At 57.9% G+C, this 14,537-nt stretch carries 10 protein-coding genes and 2 pseudogenes; 5 read left to right on the top strand and 7 right to left on the bottom strand.

From position 1 onward, the window contains the following. Nucleotides 1-606: 606 nt before the first annotated feature. Nucleotides 607-1,005: pseudogene (locus LRP30_RS32820) on the bottom strand (IS5 family transposase); the annotation flags it as partial. Nucleotides 1,006-1,162: 157 nt separating this feature from the next. Continuing rightward, a complete protein-coding gene (locus LRP30_RS32825) occupies nucleotides 1,163-2,590 on the bottom strand; it encodes an MATE family efflux transporter (RefSeq protein WP_249757466.1) in 1,428 nt (475 codons plus the stop codon). Nucleotides 2,591-4,019: 1,429 nt separating this feature from the next. Here LRP30_RS32825 and LRP30_RS32830 point away from each other — a divergent pair. The 4 genes and pseudogenes from LRP30_RS32830 to LRP30_RS32845 form a co-directional block, all read left to right on the top strand. Then, the gene (locus LRP30_RS32830) at nucleotides 4,020-5,222 is read left to right on the top strand and encodes an alpha-hydroxy acid oxidase (protein WP_249757467.1); all 1,203 of its coding nucleotides are present in this window, start codon (nucleotides 4,020-4,022) and stop codon (nucleotides 5,220-5,222) included. Nucleotides 5,223-5,790: 568 nt separating this feature from the next. Next, nucleotides 5,791-6,087, top strand: a complete 297-nt coding sequence (locus tag LRP30_RS32835; RefSeq protein WP_249757468.1) for a hypothetical protein — start codon at nucleotides 5,791-5,793, stop codon at nucleotides 6,085-6,087. Between the two features lie 440 nt (nucleotides 6,088-6,527). Next, a complete protein-coding gene (locus LRP30_RS32840; RefSeq protein ID WP_249757469.1) occupies nucleotides 6,528-7,922 on the top strand; it encodes an FAD-binding oxidoreductase in 1,395 nt (464 codons plus the stop codon). Between the two features lie 65 nt (nucleotides 7,923-7,987). Next, nucleotides 7,988-8,227, top strand: a pseudogene (locus LRP30_RS32845) (LysR family transcriptional regulator); the annotation flags it as partial. A gap of 242 nt (nucleotides 8,228-8,469) precedes the next feature. Here the strand turns inward: LRP30_RS32845 and LRP30_RS32850 are convergent. The 3 genes from LRP30_RS32850 to LRP30_RS32860 all read right to left on the bottom strand — a co-directional run bounded on the left by LRP30_RS32850 (nucleotide 8,470) and on the right by LRP30_RS32860 (nucleotide 9,682). Then, on the bottom strand, nucleotides 8,470-9,006 hold the full coding sequence (locus LRP30_RS32850; RefSeq protein ID WP_249757470.1) for a DUF2285 domain-containing protein: 537 nt from the start codon (nucleotides 9,004-9,006) through the stop codon (nucleotides 8,470-8,472). Nucleotides 9,007-9,052: 46 nt separating this feature from the next. After that, entirely contained in the window at nucleotides 9,053-9,247 is a 195-nt protein-coding gene (locus LRP30_RS32855) for a DUF6499 domain-containing protein (RefSeq protein WP_128931960.1), read from the bottom strand. Nucleotides 9,248-9,409: 162 nt separating this feature from the next. Then, entirely contained in the window at nucleotides 9,410-9,682 is a 273-nt protein-coding gene (locus tag LRP30_RS32860) for a DUF2285 domain-containing protein (protein WP_249757471.1), read from the bottom strand. Nucleotides 9,683-10,297: 615 nt separating this feature from the next. Here LRP30_RS32860 and LRP30_RS32865 point away from each other — a divergent pair. Then, a complete protein-coding gene (locus tag LRP30_RS32865; protein WP_249757472.1) occupies nucleotides 10,298-10,579 on the top strand; it encodes a helix-turn-helix transcriptional regulator in 282 nt (93 codons plus the stop codon). 728 nt (nucleotides 10,580-11,307) lie between these two features. Here the strand turns inward: LRP30_RS32865 and LRP30_RS32870 are convergent. Next, entirely contained in the window at nucleotides 11,308-12,171 is an 864-nt protein-coding gene (locus LRP30_RS32870) for a TauD/TfdA family dioxygenase (RefSeq protein WP_249757473.1), read from the bottom strand. 1,203 nt (nucleotides 12,172-13,374) lie between these two features. Next, the gene (locus LRP30_RS32875) at nucleotides 13,375-14,484 is read right to left on the bottom strand and encodes an IS630 family transposase (protein WP_249757474.1); all 1,110 of its coding nucleotides are present in this window, start codon (nucleotides 14,482-14,484) and stop codon (nucleotides 13,375-13,377) included. Between the last annotated feature and the right edge of the window lie 53 nt (nucleotides 14,485-14,537).

Consider the following 14,537-nt stretch of genomic DNA (forward strand, 5'->3'; position numbering starts at 1 on the left):
GGCCGGCCGGACGCCTCGGCAGCCCAACACGTTCGCTCGATGCTCAGCCAGAGCGCGAGCCGTCACACAGTAGATCGCCCACGATATCGGCATCATGCGCTATCCGCAAACTTCTCGGCTGGTATCGTGACAGAGATGTCGGGCGGCAACTACCGGCGATTTCCGCTTACCTTCGAGACGTGCGTGCGCCAAACCTATTGGTAGAGGCCCTGTAAGATCCCAGACTGCCGAATGGAATCAGGTCGAGGATCGATCGGCCGGCGGCAAACCGCGGAAACGACGGGCTCTTCCTCAAACCATTCGGCCTAGTCCTAAAATCGGCACCCCAACATGAGCGGCGTCGATCCGCAAGCCGAGCTGTCGGATCTCCTTGTCGTCATCGCTGAGCATCCAGCTCATCGGCTGGACGAGCTTCTGGGCTGGACCTGCTATGAAAGCTCTCCGATCGAGCGGTATGACCACGCACGTTAACAGCTCCATCACGCCGCGACTGTGACGACGACACTGCGCGATTTGAGACGTTGCTATGGGTGTGGACTCAACTGATCGAAGCCAAATTCGCACGGAAACGAGTTGAACGAAAGCGAAGAACGTCGCGCCGAGCTTGTCATGGCGGGTGGCAATGCGTCGAAACTGCTTCAGCTTGTTGAAGAAGCGCTCGACGTGCTTGCGCTCGCGATAGATGGCCTTCTTCCACCGGAACCTCTTCTTCCGGTTGGATTTGTTGGGAATGTTGGGGATCGCACCTTGATCCCGGATGTGGGCACGAACACGATCGGCATCGTAGCCTTTGTCGCCGATGACGACGGCGCGCGCATCGAGTCCGTCGAGCAGGGCCTCGGCGCACGTCACGTCGTGGGCCTCGCCGGGGGTGATCATGAGGCGGTCCGGGCGGCCTTTCGCGTCGACGCGCGCGTGGATTTTGGTGGTGAGGCCGCCTCGCGTCGGCCCACACAACGATCTCCACTCTTTTTTCACCTCGGAAGCATGCTGATGGACCCGCACGATCGAACTGTCGATCTAGTGAGGGCTTTGCGTTCGATGCACCGAGCACGCAGTCGTGCAGTGGGCGACAACATGAGCATATATCCAGGCACTGAGAGGCGCGACACCAAACACTTTAAGCCTCGAAAGAGAGAGAATTCTTCGCAAATTCGGGCATTTAGGTCGGCATGCATCGGTTCTGAATAGCAAGCCTGCTCGCCAGCAGCCGAAAACGAACCACTGCGAGCGCCGCGTAAACTGTCGTTCCGATTGATAAGCCAATCCAGATTCCAACCGGGCCAAGCCCGATCTTCAAACCCAGCGCGTAGCCGAGAGAAAGACCAATCAGCCATTGACCAACTGCAGAAAACACAAGCGGGACCCTCGTGTCCCTCAGACCACGCAGGCCTCCCAAAGCAATGCTATACATAGCGGTGGTGATGAAACAGCTTGCGCAAACCAAAAGGAGGTTTGTAGCGAGGCTGATTGTCGCATCGGCTGCGTCGGCCAGAAAGAACTCGGCGATCTCAAAACGCGCCGCTATCACCACAATCGAAGCTGTTGCGGCGATCACGATGCCGAGCACGAGTGCGGCCAAACCGGCCCGTTCGATGCCGGGACCATCATTGCGACCTACGGCATGGCCAACGCGCACGTTCGCCGCCACGCCAATGCCGAAAAAGATTGTGTACAGGATTGCAGCGAGCTGGTACGCGATCTGGTGGGCGGCAAGCGCACTGCTGCTGATAATACCCATCAGGAACGCCGCAGCGGACCAAATCGCTACGTCCATCAAAAATGTGATGGAGATTTGAGTCCCGATGACGATCAGCTGTTGCATCAAGCGGAAATCAAAGCACCAGAGACCCGCAAGCACGTGGTAGTAACGAAAAGGGCGTGGGACGGTGGCGAACCACAAACCGGCAAAAAGCGTTGCAAAGTTTACCAGCGTGGTCGCAAGACCTACTCCGAACAACTCCAGCCGTGGGAGGCCGAGCTTGCCATATATCAGCAGATACACGAGCAAGGCATTGAAAGGGATGGCTCCGAGGGTAATCCAAAAAATGGGCTCGGGCCGGTGGACTGCGCCCATGAAGCTACGGATCACTCCAAACCACAGCGCCGGCGCCACGCCCCAAGCGAGTCCGTGCAGATATTGCTGAGCGAGGCGCGCAGCGTCAGGCGCTTGGCCAAGGGCGAGCAGTATTTGCTCACCCCGCAGCGAAAGCGCCGTGGTCGGGAGGGACAGCAACAGCGCCGCCCAAAGTCCCATGCCCACCGAGCGCCGAACGGCGGCTAGATTGTGCGCCCCAAACGCCTCTGCCGCAAGCGACGTCACCGCTGCGAGCAGGCCGACGCCAAAGGTGATGCCAGCCAAATAAACCCGGCCAGCCAGCGCTGCCGCGGCTATCGCCTCAGCGCTGATGCGCCCAATAAAGGCAAGATCGGTCGTCATCATCGCGATCTGCCCAAGCTGCGCCAGTACCATCGGCAAAGCTAGTTTCGCCGTTTCGCTGAGCTCAGCAGCCATTTGATGGCGAGCCGCCCCTCTCGTCAGTCGGCGCAGCGAAGCCGATATCGATCTAGTTTCGGCGATCTTGTCCATGGAATCATGTTGCCCGGTTTGCCTTCAGCGGACAGATGGCCGCTAGTCAAAGAATGTCTTCTCCCCACACTCAGTTCGCGATCGCGCCGCCCAGGATGGACTCGCGCTCTGAGTTGTGCAGTTACGCCTCACACGAGGCGCGCCATTGGCTTAGACCTGCTCGCAAATTAAGCTGGGCATGCTGGCCGATGAAAATGGCTCTGTGCGCATTTCACCGACGCGTCCGCCACTGCATCGAGCTTTTGCCGCGTATTGGCGCGAAGGAGACGCGACAGCTGACCGATAATCCGAACGCTTGATCCGCCGGCATCGCGCAGTGGGCGCCTGCGCGAACCGCGATCGCGGTGTGGCGACAATGATCCCACACTCGTGTGCAAGAGGGCGCAGAGCGGGATAGTGATATTGGGCAACCCGAATTCACACGCGACGCACACAATGAGCTGAGAGGCGATAATCTTGTGAGCCATCACTGCGACTATTTGGAAGGCGATGCTGAATGGTATTTTCTATTCAAGGCTTGTGCCAAGTGCGAGAGCTTGAAATTAAACCTGTTTGAGCGAACCGACGTCGTGAGTCCGACGGACTGTCGCGATCTGGCAGCCGGCGTCAGAAAGGCTTCACGACCCGCAAGCTTTCGACGGGCTAGGATCACATGGCCAGGCACGAGACATGGTTGGCATCTATGTCTCGCCACCAGAGCATGTGTCCTTTCATTCGGCGTAGATCTTTGGTTCTCACGTGCTTTTTGGCACAATTCTCGAGAGCTATGTGGCCTCTGCTGGGAGGAGTCTCAGGCCGAACTGATTCATCGCAGCTTAGACCTCTGAAACACTGAAACATGCCTTTGCAAATTTCAAACAGCTGGCACGAAGGATGCAAGGGGTGCTGGGAACTTCTGGCTGTGTGCTCTTGGGTTACCATCTGGCCGGGCGCGAGTCGCTAACTCGCCTAACCGAAATGTCGGAGGTCGTTATGTGGAACGTACAGGAGACCTGCGGAATTCGGGCGTTCACGGGCCCAACATGAAATGAAGCAACAACGCGCATCTTGAAGAAGTGATCTCGCGCCGAAGCGTCAAAGGGTGAACGGGAATGGCAGCGATCTCGGAGCAGCAAGGCGATGTCTCGGAAACCTGTATGATGGAGCGTCCTAGTCCGATCACTGAAGCGCCGACTCGAGGGGGAGCGCCTGAGGATCGAGTGTGCTGCCCATGTGAGTTCGCCAGGAACCGGCGAGATCATTTTAGGTGGTGTCAGCCGTGCCTGCCTGCCGCTGGATTTCGCTTTCTCGGACCGCAGCATTGCCAGTCCGCTGGCGCATGTCCCGGCGGACCAGCGAGTCTCGGGCGAACTCTCGGACACCGAACAAATATTGAGCCTTTTCCGCGCCCCCTTGAACAAGCATCGTCTGTGTTGAAGAGCGGAACCAGATGAACACGTTCCTCAACCATACTGAGCTTCGGCGGCTCGCGAAGCGGCGCTTGCCGCGCGGCATCTTCGAATACATCGATAGGGGCACCGAGGACGAGAACGCGCTCCTCCAGAACCGGCGTGCCCTGGATAGAGTGCGGATTAAGCCTCACATGCTGACCGGCGGCGCAACTCGCAGCCAAGTCGTCTCGCTGTTCGGTCACACTCATGACGCGCCGATCATTGTCGCCCCAACCGCCTTTGCCGGGCTCGTGTGGTATCGCGGAGAGATAGAACTGGCCAAAGCCGCCGCGGCAAATGACATACCGTTCTGCGCCGCAACAGAAGCGATCACCTCTGTGGAGGAGATCGCGGCAGCAAGCACAGGTCCGGTTTGGTTTCAGCTCTATCTATGGGAAAATGAAGAGCTCTCGCGAGACCTACTGCAGAGGGCATGGAACAGCGGCGTGCGGACATTGGTGGTGACATGCGACTACCCTGTCACTGCCAACCGGGAATACAACACCCGCAACGGCTTCGGCGTACCCTTCAGATATTCCGCTCGAAATGTTTGCGATGTTGCTCTCCATCCTCGCTGGGCGCTCAGCGTCTTTGCGCGCTACCTGGCGACAGGCCACGTGCCGGCGCGCGCAAACTATCCACCTGCCTATCGCAGTAGCATATTGGGCAAGGGTAAGGCCCTGCCTTACGAGCCTAATCTTGGCTGGGGGCACATGCGAAGGCTCCGCGATTATTGGAAAGGCAATCTTGTCCTAAAGGGCATTCTTCGCGTGGAAGATGCGATTCTCGCAGCGAAACTCAACGCGGACGGCATCATCGTCTCAAATCATGGCGGGCGCAGCCTAGACAGTGCCGTGGCACCGATCGAAGTACTGGAAGAAATAGTTGACGCAGTCGGTGAGCAGATGACAGTGATTGCCGACAGCGGCGTCCGGAGGGGCAGCGATGTCCTCAAACTCCTTGCTATGGGAGCGAAAGCTGTCATGGTTGGTCGGTTTCTTCTATACGGCACCGCCGTCAGCGGAATGTCCGGCGCGAGCCGAATGATCGGGATTTTGCGGCACGAACTCGACACTGCTATGGCCATGAGCGGTTGCAAAGATCTCCGCAACTTGAACAGAAGCCTCCTCGAGACACCCGGCCAGTCTGAGAGCCGATTCGCAAGGACGCAGCCGGCGGTGAACGTACCGCAATCGATGTAATCGAAGTTTCCTCCGACCGCGTCTGCCCCCCGCAATCTGCGCCGGGCGCCGCAATGTCTGGTTAAGGATCGCCACGCATTTCTGGCCTCTACGACTTGCGTGCCTAACATTGGGTGCACGATGCATCAGATTGGACAAGCGATTATGCATGGTCGTGACGAGGATCGCGGAAATCTGCTTCGTCGCGTGCCATTCTTCCGTCCCGGCCAAGGATCTCGCAACCGCGCGGAGGGGGAAAGACCTGCGCGTTGGGGGCAACCGCACGACCAGCCCCGCGGCGCCCAAAGGAAGCGGTGGCCGCCTTGGTGAAGCGCGATTGGCGTTCTGCCGCGCACCGGTGTCCTGATGCTCAAGCGCATGGTGTCCGGAACCACCGAGCGCTACCGCTGAGGGCAGTTTTGCAATCGCAATCGAAAATGGGAGCGATGGTCCTCCTGCGCCAGGCCGCTACGCGATCTACTCGAGATGATGTGGGTTGTCGTGGCTCGGCTCGACGGTTTGGAAAAGCAGCTCCCGGTCGATAACTGGAACAAGATCATCGACGATAACACATGCCATTGATCAACTTGTGCACGACGTCAACGAGCTCCCTTCATGGGCGGAAGCCACGCAGGCCGAGGCTGAGCGTCAGGCTGCTTCAGATGAGCCGCCACTAAGCCTGATCGTCGCCGCGAGACCGTCTCAGCAGGCAGGCGCCGAAATGATTAAAATCCTCGACGGGATTCAAGCGCTAGAGGTGGCCAAATCCGCCCGGAATCCAAAGTCGGTCTCGTTCGAATGTGCGCTGCTCTCGGGACAAGGAGAGCGCGTGAAAGCGGCAAGGCTGGATCTGTGGGTGCCAAAGCCAACTCGCCGAGCTATTTGACCACATCCGATACGGGCCGCGTCGCAGGCGCACCCTGATCTGATCTGCTGAGAATAGCGGTGTCTGCCGACCATCGGTCAGCTAGAAAGCGTGCTGATCTGACCGCCAATCGAGCCGCCATTTCATTCTTAGATGCCGCCACTGCGGGGACGCCGTCAACGTGAAAGCATCTTACTCTACTCTCGCGAGCTCTCCTATCCGGTTTGGTAGCTGTCAAGCGACGTCGATACTGGTTCTTGAGAAAACCAGCCGAGCAGTGCGCAGGGTTGGTAGAACTTGCATGCTACAGGACAGCGCCTGGATGAACATGCTTCGCTGAACCTCCGCGCGTGATCGGCGAGGGCTACTTGCCGCATCGGGCGACATTGGCAACTCATTCACATGGGGCGTTAGGCACAAACATTAAGCATGAGGGTCGATTAACTCGGAGTAAGACGAACATGCCTGACTGGTTTGTTGGCGAACTACGCAAAGTATTAGACAAGAGCTCAGTGCTGACCGGCGCCGACATCGAGCCGCGCTATTATCACGATCTGGCGGGGCAGCCGGTCGACAAGCCACGGGCGGTCGTCCGTCCTAGGACCACGGAACAGGTCTCTGCCTTCCTGCGGCTCTGCCACCGCGAAAGAGTGCCCGTAGCGACGCAAGGCGGCATGACAGGGTTGGTACGCGGCGCGCTGCCCAACTCGAGTGAGATCGTGCTATCGATGGAGCGCATGAATGCAGTCGAGGAAGTAGACCCCTTGGCAGGCACTGCCGTTGCACAGGCCGGCGCACCGCTGCAAAAGATCCACGAGAGGGTTGAGCAGGAGGGCTACATGTTCCCAATCGATCTTGGGGCGCGCGGCAGCTGCACAATCGGCGGAAACATTTCCACTAATGCCGGCGGCAATCGCGTTATCCGCTATGGCATGACGCGGGACCTGATTCTTGGCCTTGAAGTCGTTACCGCTAACGGCATAGTGCTGCAGGGTTTGCGCAAACACATCAAGAACAATACTGGAATTGACCTGAAGCAGCTTTTCATCGGCAGCGAGGGAATCCTCGGCGTCGTAACGCGAGCCGCATTGCGCATCTTTCCCGCACCTGCAGAGCGGCAAGTGGCGCTTTGCGCCCTGCCCTCGTTTCCTCAAGTCACCTCATTCCTGAGAATGGCGCGAAAGCATCTTGGCGGCGAGCTAACAGCGTTCGAGTTGATGTGGAACGAGTACTACCGCCTCACCGTCGAGCGCGTGAAAGGGGTGATCGCGCCGCTACCCACACATTACCCGTTTTATGTGCTTGTTGAGGCGTCCGGTGATCACGCCGATCGCATCCATGCCGATCAGGAGAAGCTGCTCGAGGCCGCGATTGTCGAGAACCTGATCGTCGACGCAACGCTCTCGAACACGAACGCGTCCGCGGAAGCGATGTGGCGCATCCGCGATTCCAGCGGAGAACTTGCTCGCACTTTTCGTTACGCTGCACGGATCAGCTTTGACGTCAGTCTCGCGATCGACAGGATGGATGAATATACGAGGGCGATCGGCGCAGGCATCAAGACGATCGACTCCAGCGCGTTCCTGATCGCCTTCGGTCATGTGGGTGATGGCAACCTGCATCTCGACGTGCATCACGAGAACACTCCCACAAAAGGTGAGGACCTTGAGAGACTCGTTTATCAAATCACCGGCGGTTTCGACGGGTCGATCTCGGCCGAACACGGCATCGGTATCCTGAAGCGGCCGTATTTGAAGATCAGCCGCACACAAGAAGAAATCGAAACAATGCGTATGCTCAAGCGTGCGCTCGATCCGAATCATATTCTAAACCCGGGACGCATCTTCACGATGTGAATGGATGGTCTACTCCAAGCGACCGGCAGGATATTTTCTCGGCCCGGCAGCGAGCCAGCCTGAGCGCACGGTATGATCACAACTATCTTGCTTTGCCGGCCGTCATGACAGGAAAATGCCTTCTGGTCGCGCCGGAAATCATCGTCAGTGATCTGGTGCGAGGCGTCCCCGGCTCCCGCGCTCCAAGTGGCATGCAATATCGCGCCTATGCTGTGGATCGCAGCGCGCACCCCGAGATCGCACGTTCTTTTTGCCGATGGCTGGCTCGTCTTTGCAAAAAGGTCGCACCCGCGCAGGCTGCCTGACGTCTAAGCCTCAATCCGGTACAGCAGGAGATCAATGCTCAAGTCGAGAGCGCTCAAGTTAAGAAACCATTCCAGCACAGTGGTCAAAGCCGACGCAGATGGCGCCGCTCGGGTGCAGTAATCAAGACGCCAACAATGAGAGATCTGAGCGCAAAGTCTTTGTCATATCCGACATCGTGCCATGGCAGCAGCAGAATTGGCAGGCAGAACGGAAGGTAGGCCGCTTATCGCGCCGCAGCCCTTTACCTGTCATCCCTGCCCCTGCGTTTGCCCAGCAATGCTCGCCAGCGAAGGCGTATAAGGCGCCGCCCCAGCTTAACAAGTCGAATGGTTCGGCTGCGCAAATCGTCTGTTTTCCAGGCGCGCTCGGACATACGATGACTTCCAAACAGGCCTTGCGCAATTTGGCGATAGCTATTTCCTTCATGCCATCCATCCACTGCGCGCAGCGCTAGGATCAGCCGACGCTGCTTCAAAGCAGGCATAGCAAGAGGAGGCTGTCCGAGCGGACGACGCTCGAGGGCCAGCCAAAATCGACGTGCGGCCCCCAAGCGAAGCTCGAAATCGGCGTCGAGCGTAAGATCAACGACGACAGCATATCCGCTCGCTGGAGGCTCCTTTAGCCAAAGGCGATGCTTCGTACCCCCGAGCGGCACGATCGCATGCCATCCATCCGGCGCACGGCGAAGCTCGCCGCCGGGCAGATTGCCGAAATCAAGCTGATAGCTTTTGGGCACAATGCAATTGGCCGCCCGCACAGCCAGTACGGTCGGCAGCACCTCGGGTGCCCAAAAGACTGAATGCTTGTCGAAAGTCTTTTGCGGATCAGCAGGAAAACGAGAGCCCCCACTTGCGTCGGAACTGGCCCGCCGCTGCGCTTGAACGTTCGCGGCGAGATAGCCGCTTATAATCCTCTTGGTAATCGCGATCCCGGCGCAGCCACTCCCAGGCCAGGTCGGCAGCATCCGCCTTCTTCAGGCCGCTGTACGCTTCCTCAGATCTCCAGTCAGTATCCGGCATGCACCTTTCCCGCACAATCTTCAGACGCGGTGAAATGCATCCGATGATTGTGGCACTTTCCGGTGCTTCCTTACGGTGTGCGCGCCTTGCCGGCACTTAATCGATGGAATGATCAACTTTTGCGATCGCGATGCATTCCGGCGACCCTGACATCCGCGCTGATCATTGTTTTGGCCAACCGCTACGTAGCAGATCGCGATAGCCGTGGCCCGCTAGCCACTTGGCCCGAGTCAGATGACTGTCGAATGTGCGTCGCGCACGATCCGGTTCAACGGCAGGGTCAAGCCCAAGCACAATTCGCGCGATTTCGCGCCAATCTGCCTTGTCCGCGTTCGCATCAAGAAGTCGCATGTAAGTGACGGCGTGCTCCTCGTCGTATGACGTAAGCTCGTCGACGCTGGGCGCCAATTCTGCGATATTCGGCTCGGCTGGCACTGCCTGAAACTCCTACCCAGCTGAAAAATCTAGCGCAATCAGAGCAACGATAAGTAGTTTGAAGTCGTTTTGGTACCTGCCCAATGGTCGCACGCCAACCTCCTTTTCGCGCCAAGACGGCAACCGCATATCGGCTCACACTGACCTGCTGGCCGCCATCCTGCGCTTTCTCGTTTTCATCGCAGTCCATACTGGAAGCGATTGCAGATGTGCCCGGTAACAAGGTTGTCCGTGCTGTTCTGTTCCTGGCGGAAGGCACGGTGGTCCGTGATGGCCGGCCCGGTCGCACTCAAGGCAACAACCAGAACCGGCCAATTGAAGAATATTCGTTTCCCTTTCGAGCCATAGTTGAACATTCGTCCTATCTAGTCGCGGTCCCGGGAAAACGCCGCAGGTATCTCTGAGCGCTATTTCTTCTCTGCCGCTAATGGCAAGCTATTGCCCGCGAGAACGCTTGTGATGGTCAACGAGAAGAGGACACGTGCTATCGGCGTCTGCATCTCACCGTTGCCTGATTCCTCGAAGCAATTGGGCAGCCACTGCTGGTGCAAGCTTATCGTAATAGTATGGCTATAACCAGTGGTTTCATAATCATCGGAATGGCTGCCTCTGCGCATGAACGCTCGTGCGCTTGTGGCCTGGAACGTGCGCCGGATCCGCGTAGAGCGCGGCATTCCGCAAGATCAGTTGGCCTATGATGCCGGGATCGACCGCTCATACATGGGACGCATTGAGCAGAAGAGAGAGAACCCAACTATTGATCTCCTGGAACGCATCGCCGCGACTTTGGGCGTTCACTTGTCCGAATTATTCACACAGCCGGCTAAAGGTGCAATGCCCCCCAAGCCAATGTCCAGAGGGCGCAAGCCGACACGGCTTGGCCGAAATAAGACGTAATCGAGAGCGAGCCGTGTTTCGGCTAGCGCTTGGACGGAATCGAGCCAGAGCGGCCCACGTGCTTCATCGATCGATAGCCGGCGCTTCCGATCTCTTGCTCCAGCCGATGTGGCCCCAGCAGGGTTCCGCTTAGCGCTCCCTCGGAGCGGCCTGTTATAAGGCCATGCATTTACGAAATGAAGTTGCGCCTCGCGTAGTTCGCAAGAGCATGAGAGCAGATCGGTCCTCCAGAGCTTTCGGTTGGAGGATCAAGCTGGTGTGCGCCTTGAGGATGGGACCTTTCCGCTGGACGAAGATCGGGAAGATGCGGTGCCCGATGGGACACGTAAGACGCGGCCATGATCGCGAGCGGGATAGTTTCAGCCGGCGCCGGGCGCTGTGAATCAAGGCCATCCGACACCTCGCGGGATGGTGGCGAATATGCTCTGAATTGGATGTGAGCTACGCCGGGCCTGCCTATCCCGATACGATGAAGGGGATGCTGCTCGCCGACTGAGAGCCAACGGCTGCATCAGATCATCAAAAATGCGGCGTCTCAGTTTGACCGGCGAGCAGAGACGCTCCGTGGAAGATTGATGCTGTTGGGCCTGGAAGAAGCATAGCAGGTGGCAGCTGCGCCCGTTAGCCGGTCCTCGCGCATAAGACCGGCCGCTCCGCTCAACATTGCGGGGCCGCAACTTAGTCTTGGCTCTCCAGGCGTTGACGTGATCCGGGAGGTGCGGACAATGTCAGGCAGCCTTTGCGGCCCTTGATTTTGGCGTCTTCACGTGCGGTACCGCGAACTGGTCCATGGCCCAGTGAGGACTGCCGATTTTGTTGACCGGGTACGGCTCAGTCGAGCGATTGTCCCAGATTACGACGTCGCCTGATTTCCAGTTCCAGCACAGGGTGTTCTGCGGCGCGGTGAGATAGGATTGCAGCCGTTCAAACAGTTTTTGGCTGGGGTAGGGCTGCAGGCCGACGAAGTTCTTCACGGAGCGGCCGAGCGATAGCATGCGTTCGCCGGTCTCGGGATGAACACGAACAATCGGATGTGTCGTTTCGTAGATCGTTCCAGTCGATACGCCCCACCAAGGCCGCTTGTTGGCTTCGGTGGCCCTGTCTGTCGCAGTGAGATCAGATGCGACGAAGCTCACAGCCCAGAGGTTATCTGCGAGCATTCGCAGGGGATCGGGAAGATCAAGATAAGCCGCCGCCCTGCTCGACCAAGCAATGTCGCCGCCAAAAGGCGGGGCCGCTGCGAGCCGCAGCACAGAAATGGCTGTGCGGACCCGCTCATCGTTCATCTGGTTGAGATGACTGCAGGCGCGATCAGACAGCTCCTGCCGGATCGTTGAACCGCCCAATGTGTCCGCCATTGTGGGATTCGGTATCAGCGCGCCGAGCCGGAGCACAAAACGCTGCTGCTGTGCATCGTCGAGATGTCCCTGGTCACGGAAGAAGATGACCTTATGCTCTAGCAGAAGTCGCTTGAACGCTACGATGACATCGTCAGGCAAATCGTCCGACAGCGCAATGTTCTTGATTTCGGCACCAAGCCGCTCCGCGCGCTTCACGATGTCTACTCGCGGAATGACATTTTCAACAGCCATTGTTCCACTCATTACTGAGCCTCTTTCTATGGATGTCTAAACAGACTTGGTGGTGGTCGCGTTCGCGACAAATCCGAAGACCATTTCAATCCTACACACACCCGAATTGTCCGAGCGTGGCTCACCGCGCCACTCAATTAGGCGGCTGAATTCCGATACACACCACCAGCACCTTAGAATCCGCCCCTTCTGCGCATCGACACGGCTAGTGGCGTTCTCATCGAAGGACACTCGCATATGAGGCCACCTGATCCATTTGCAGCCTGATCAACAGTGCAGATCATAGACGCAATCCATGTCCAGTCCATGAAACGAAACCAGCTTTCTTTTTGAGCTCGCGCAACGTTCGCCTCGTCTCAGAACTCATGCTTGGAAAATCCTCGAGCAACGACTGTGTCGTGCCTCATTCATCCTGCACGGCCTCATGCGCACGATGAAGATTGGAAGTGGTTCGCGGCATGCACTCGCGAAGCGGATAGGACCCGCCGTCTCGAAAGCAAAATCTATCTGAAGATGTATATGATATAACAAACTACTTCAACGGGTCGATCATCATATTTTCGCGACTTGGGGTTGTCCAATGCGCGACTTGTTCATCAGCTGATCAGTTGCTGCCATGCGTGGACTAGCGGGGGAGGCGCAAAAGACGAAGGCTGCAACTTCCGAGGCAGCTTAACAATGGACTTAATCCCTCAATTTTCGAAACTTTAACTCGGCAGCAATTGAGGCTGTTGCGGCGATGACCTGCGTTTCGTCCGCCTGGAGACGTAAATGCTCCTTACGGACTGCATGCGGTCTTCGTGGCAGTCGAGCACACACAACAGATACAGAGCGCCGAAGAGACCGTAAGGCGTCTCTGCGCTTTCGGACTGAAGCCGCAAATTTGGGCTGGCTATTTTTGCGTCGCTATGAGCGACACGCACACTGAATGCCGCGCCGGACTACAGATCCTAAGCCCGGATTTCTTTTGCCTATGCGTCTGGCTGTCGCAACGGATCAAAGATGCGATGCAATACTCGCCTGAGATCGCCTTTGGCTGGTGCTCACCGATCTGGCTGGGCTCAACGCTGCCGGTCTCGTCGACCCGCTTGATCACCGGCTCCAGATTGAAAGCCGTAGTACTAACTGAAGCTTTTCCACAAGCGCGCCGCTCAATTCCATATGGACGCATGATTTCAGTGCGGGAGAGCTAGTCACGTGAATCTAAAGTTCGCCACATAAAGTCTGCTGGGCTTTGTGGCAGAAGCGTTTGACGGAAGCCAAAATCTGGTCAGCAGACTTGGTCCATTTGAAGGGCTTCGGGTTTTGGTTGTGCAGGTCGATGAAGGTGCGGATGTCGGCCTCGAGCTGCCTGACGGAGGTGTGAACACCTCGCTGGATCTGCTTTCTGGTGAGTTCAGCGAACCAGCGCTCGACCTGATTGATCCATGAGGCGGAAGTCGGCGTGAAGTGGACATGATAGTGAGGCCGGCGGGCGAGCCACGCTTTGATCTTGGGTGTCTTGTGAGTGGCGTAGTTGTCCATGACGATATGGACATCGAGGCCCTCAGGAACTTGAGCATCGATCTCTTTTAAAAACTTCAAGAACTCGACTGCCCGGTGGCGCTTGTAGCATTTGCCGATGACGAACCCCGAGGCGACATCGAGCGCGGCAAACAGCGAGGTCGTACCATGCCGCACATAGCTGTGCGTGCGACGTTCCGGCACGCCAGGCATCATCGGCAAGACCGGTTGCTCGCGATCGAGGGCCTGAATCTGGCTTTTCTCATCGATGCTGAGGACAAGGGCTCGGTTCGGTGGGGACAGATAAAGGCCGACAATATCGCGGACCTTGTCGACGAACAGCGGATCGCTCGACAGCTTGAATGTCTGGCTGCGGTGCGGCTGCAAGCCGAACGCCGCCCACATTCTGCGGATCGTGGTGTAGGAAAAGCCAGTTTCCGCAGCCATCGAGCGGATCGACCAGTGCGTCGCGTCGGCCGGCGTCGTACGCAGCGTGCGCTCGATCACGGCGGCAACCTGATCGTCGTTGATGGTGCGAGGGCGGCCAGGGCGTGCCTCGTCAAGCAGGCCATCACAGCGATCCTTCAAAAATCGGCGGCGCCACTTGCCAACGGTGTGTTCGTGGAGGCCGAGTTCGGCAGCCACAGACTTGCTTGGCAAGCCATCCGCACACCGCAGGATCGCGCGGCATCGCTCAGATAGCGACCGCGCAGCACGATGACGACGAACTTGCCTCTCCAAGTACGCCTGCTCCTGCGGACTCAGCATCAACGGCGCGATCGGCCGGCCTTTCCCACCTGCATTCGCCACAAGCGCTCTCCTCTCTCGAGATTCGAGCTATCAACTAATGTGACGAACTTGCG

Source organism: Bradyrhizobium sp. C-145 (genome assembly GCF_023375135.1).
GTDB lineage: Bacteria > Pseudomonadota > Alphaproteobacteria > Rhizobiales > Xanthobacteraceae > Bradyrhizobium > Bradyrhizobium zhanjiangense.

What these genes read in the sequence shown, in the direction of transcription:
- LRP30_RS32840 (WP_249757469.1), top strand. Translation starts at nt 6,528, where the DNA reads ATGCCTGACTGGTTTGTTGGCGAACTACGCAAAGTATTAGACAAGAGC.
- LRP30_RS32855 (WP_128931960.1), bottom strand. Translation starts at nt 9,247, where the DNA reads ATGCCGGATACTGACTGGAGATCTGAGGAAGCGTACAGCGGCCTGAAG.
- LRP30_RS32870 (WP_249757473.1), bottom strand. Translation starts at nt 12,171, where the DNA reads ATGGCTGTTGAAAATGTCATTCCGCGAGTAGACATCGTGAAGCGCGCG.
- LRP30_RS32830 (WP_249757467.1), top strand. Translation starts at nt 4,020, where the DNA reads ATGAACACGTTCCTCAACCATACTGAGCTTCGGCGGCTCGCGAAGCGG.
- LRP30_RS32865 (WP_249757472.1), top strand. Translation starts at nt 10,298, where the DNA reads ATGAACGCTCGTGCGCTTGTGGCCTGGAACGTGCGCCGGATCCGCGTA.
- LRP30_RS32825 (WP_249757466.1), bottom strand. Translation starts at nt 2,590, where the DNA reads ATGGACAAGATCGCCGAAACTAGATCGATATCGGCTTCGCTGCGCCGA.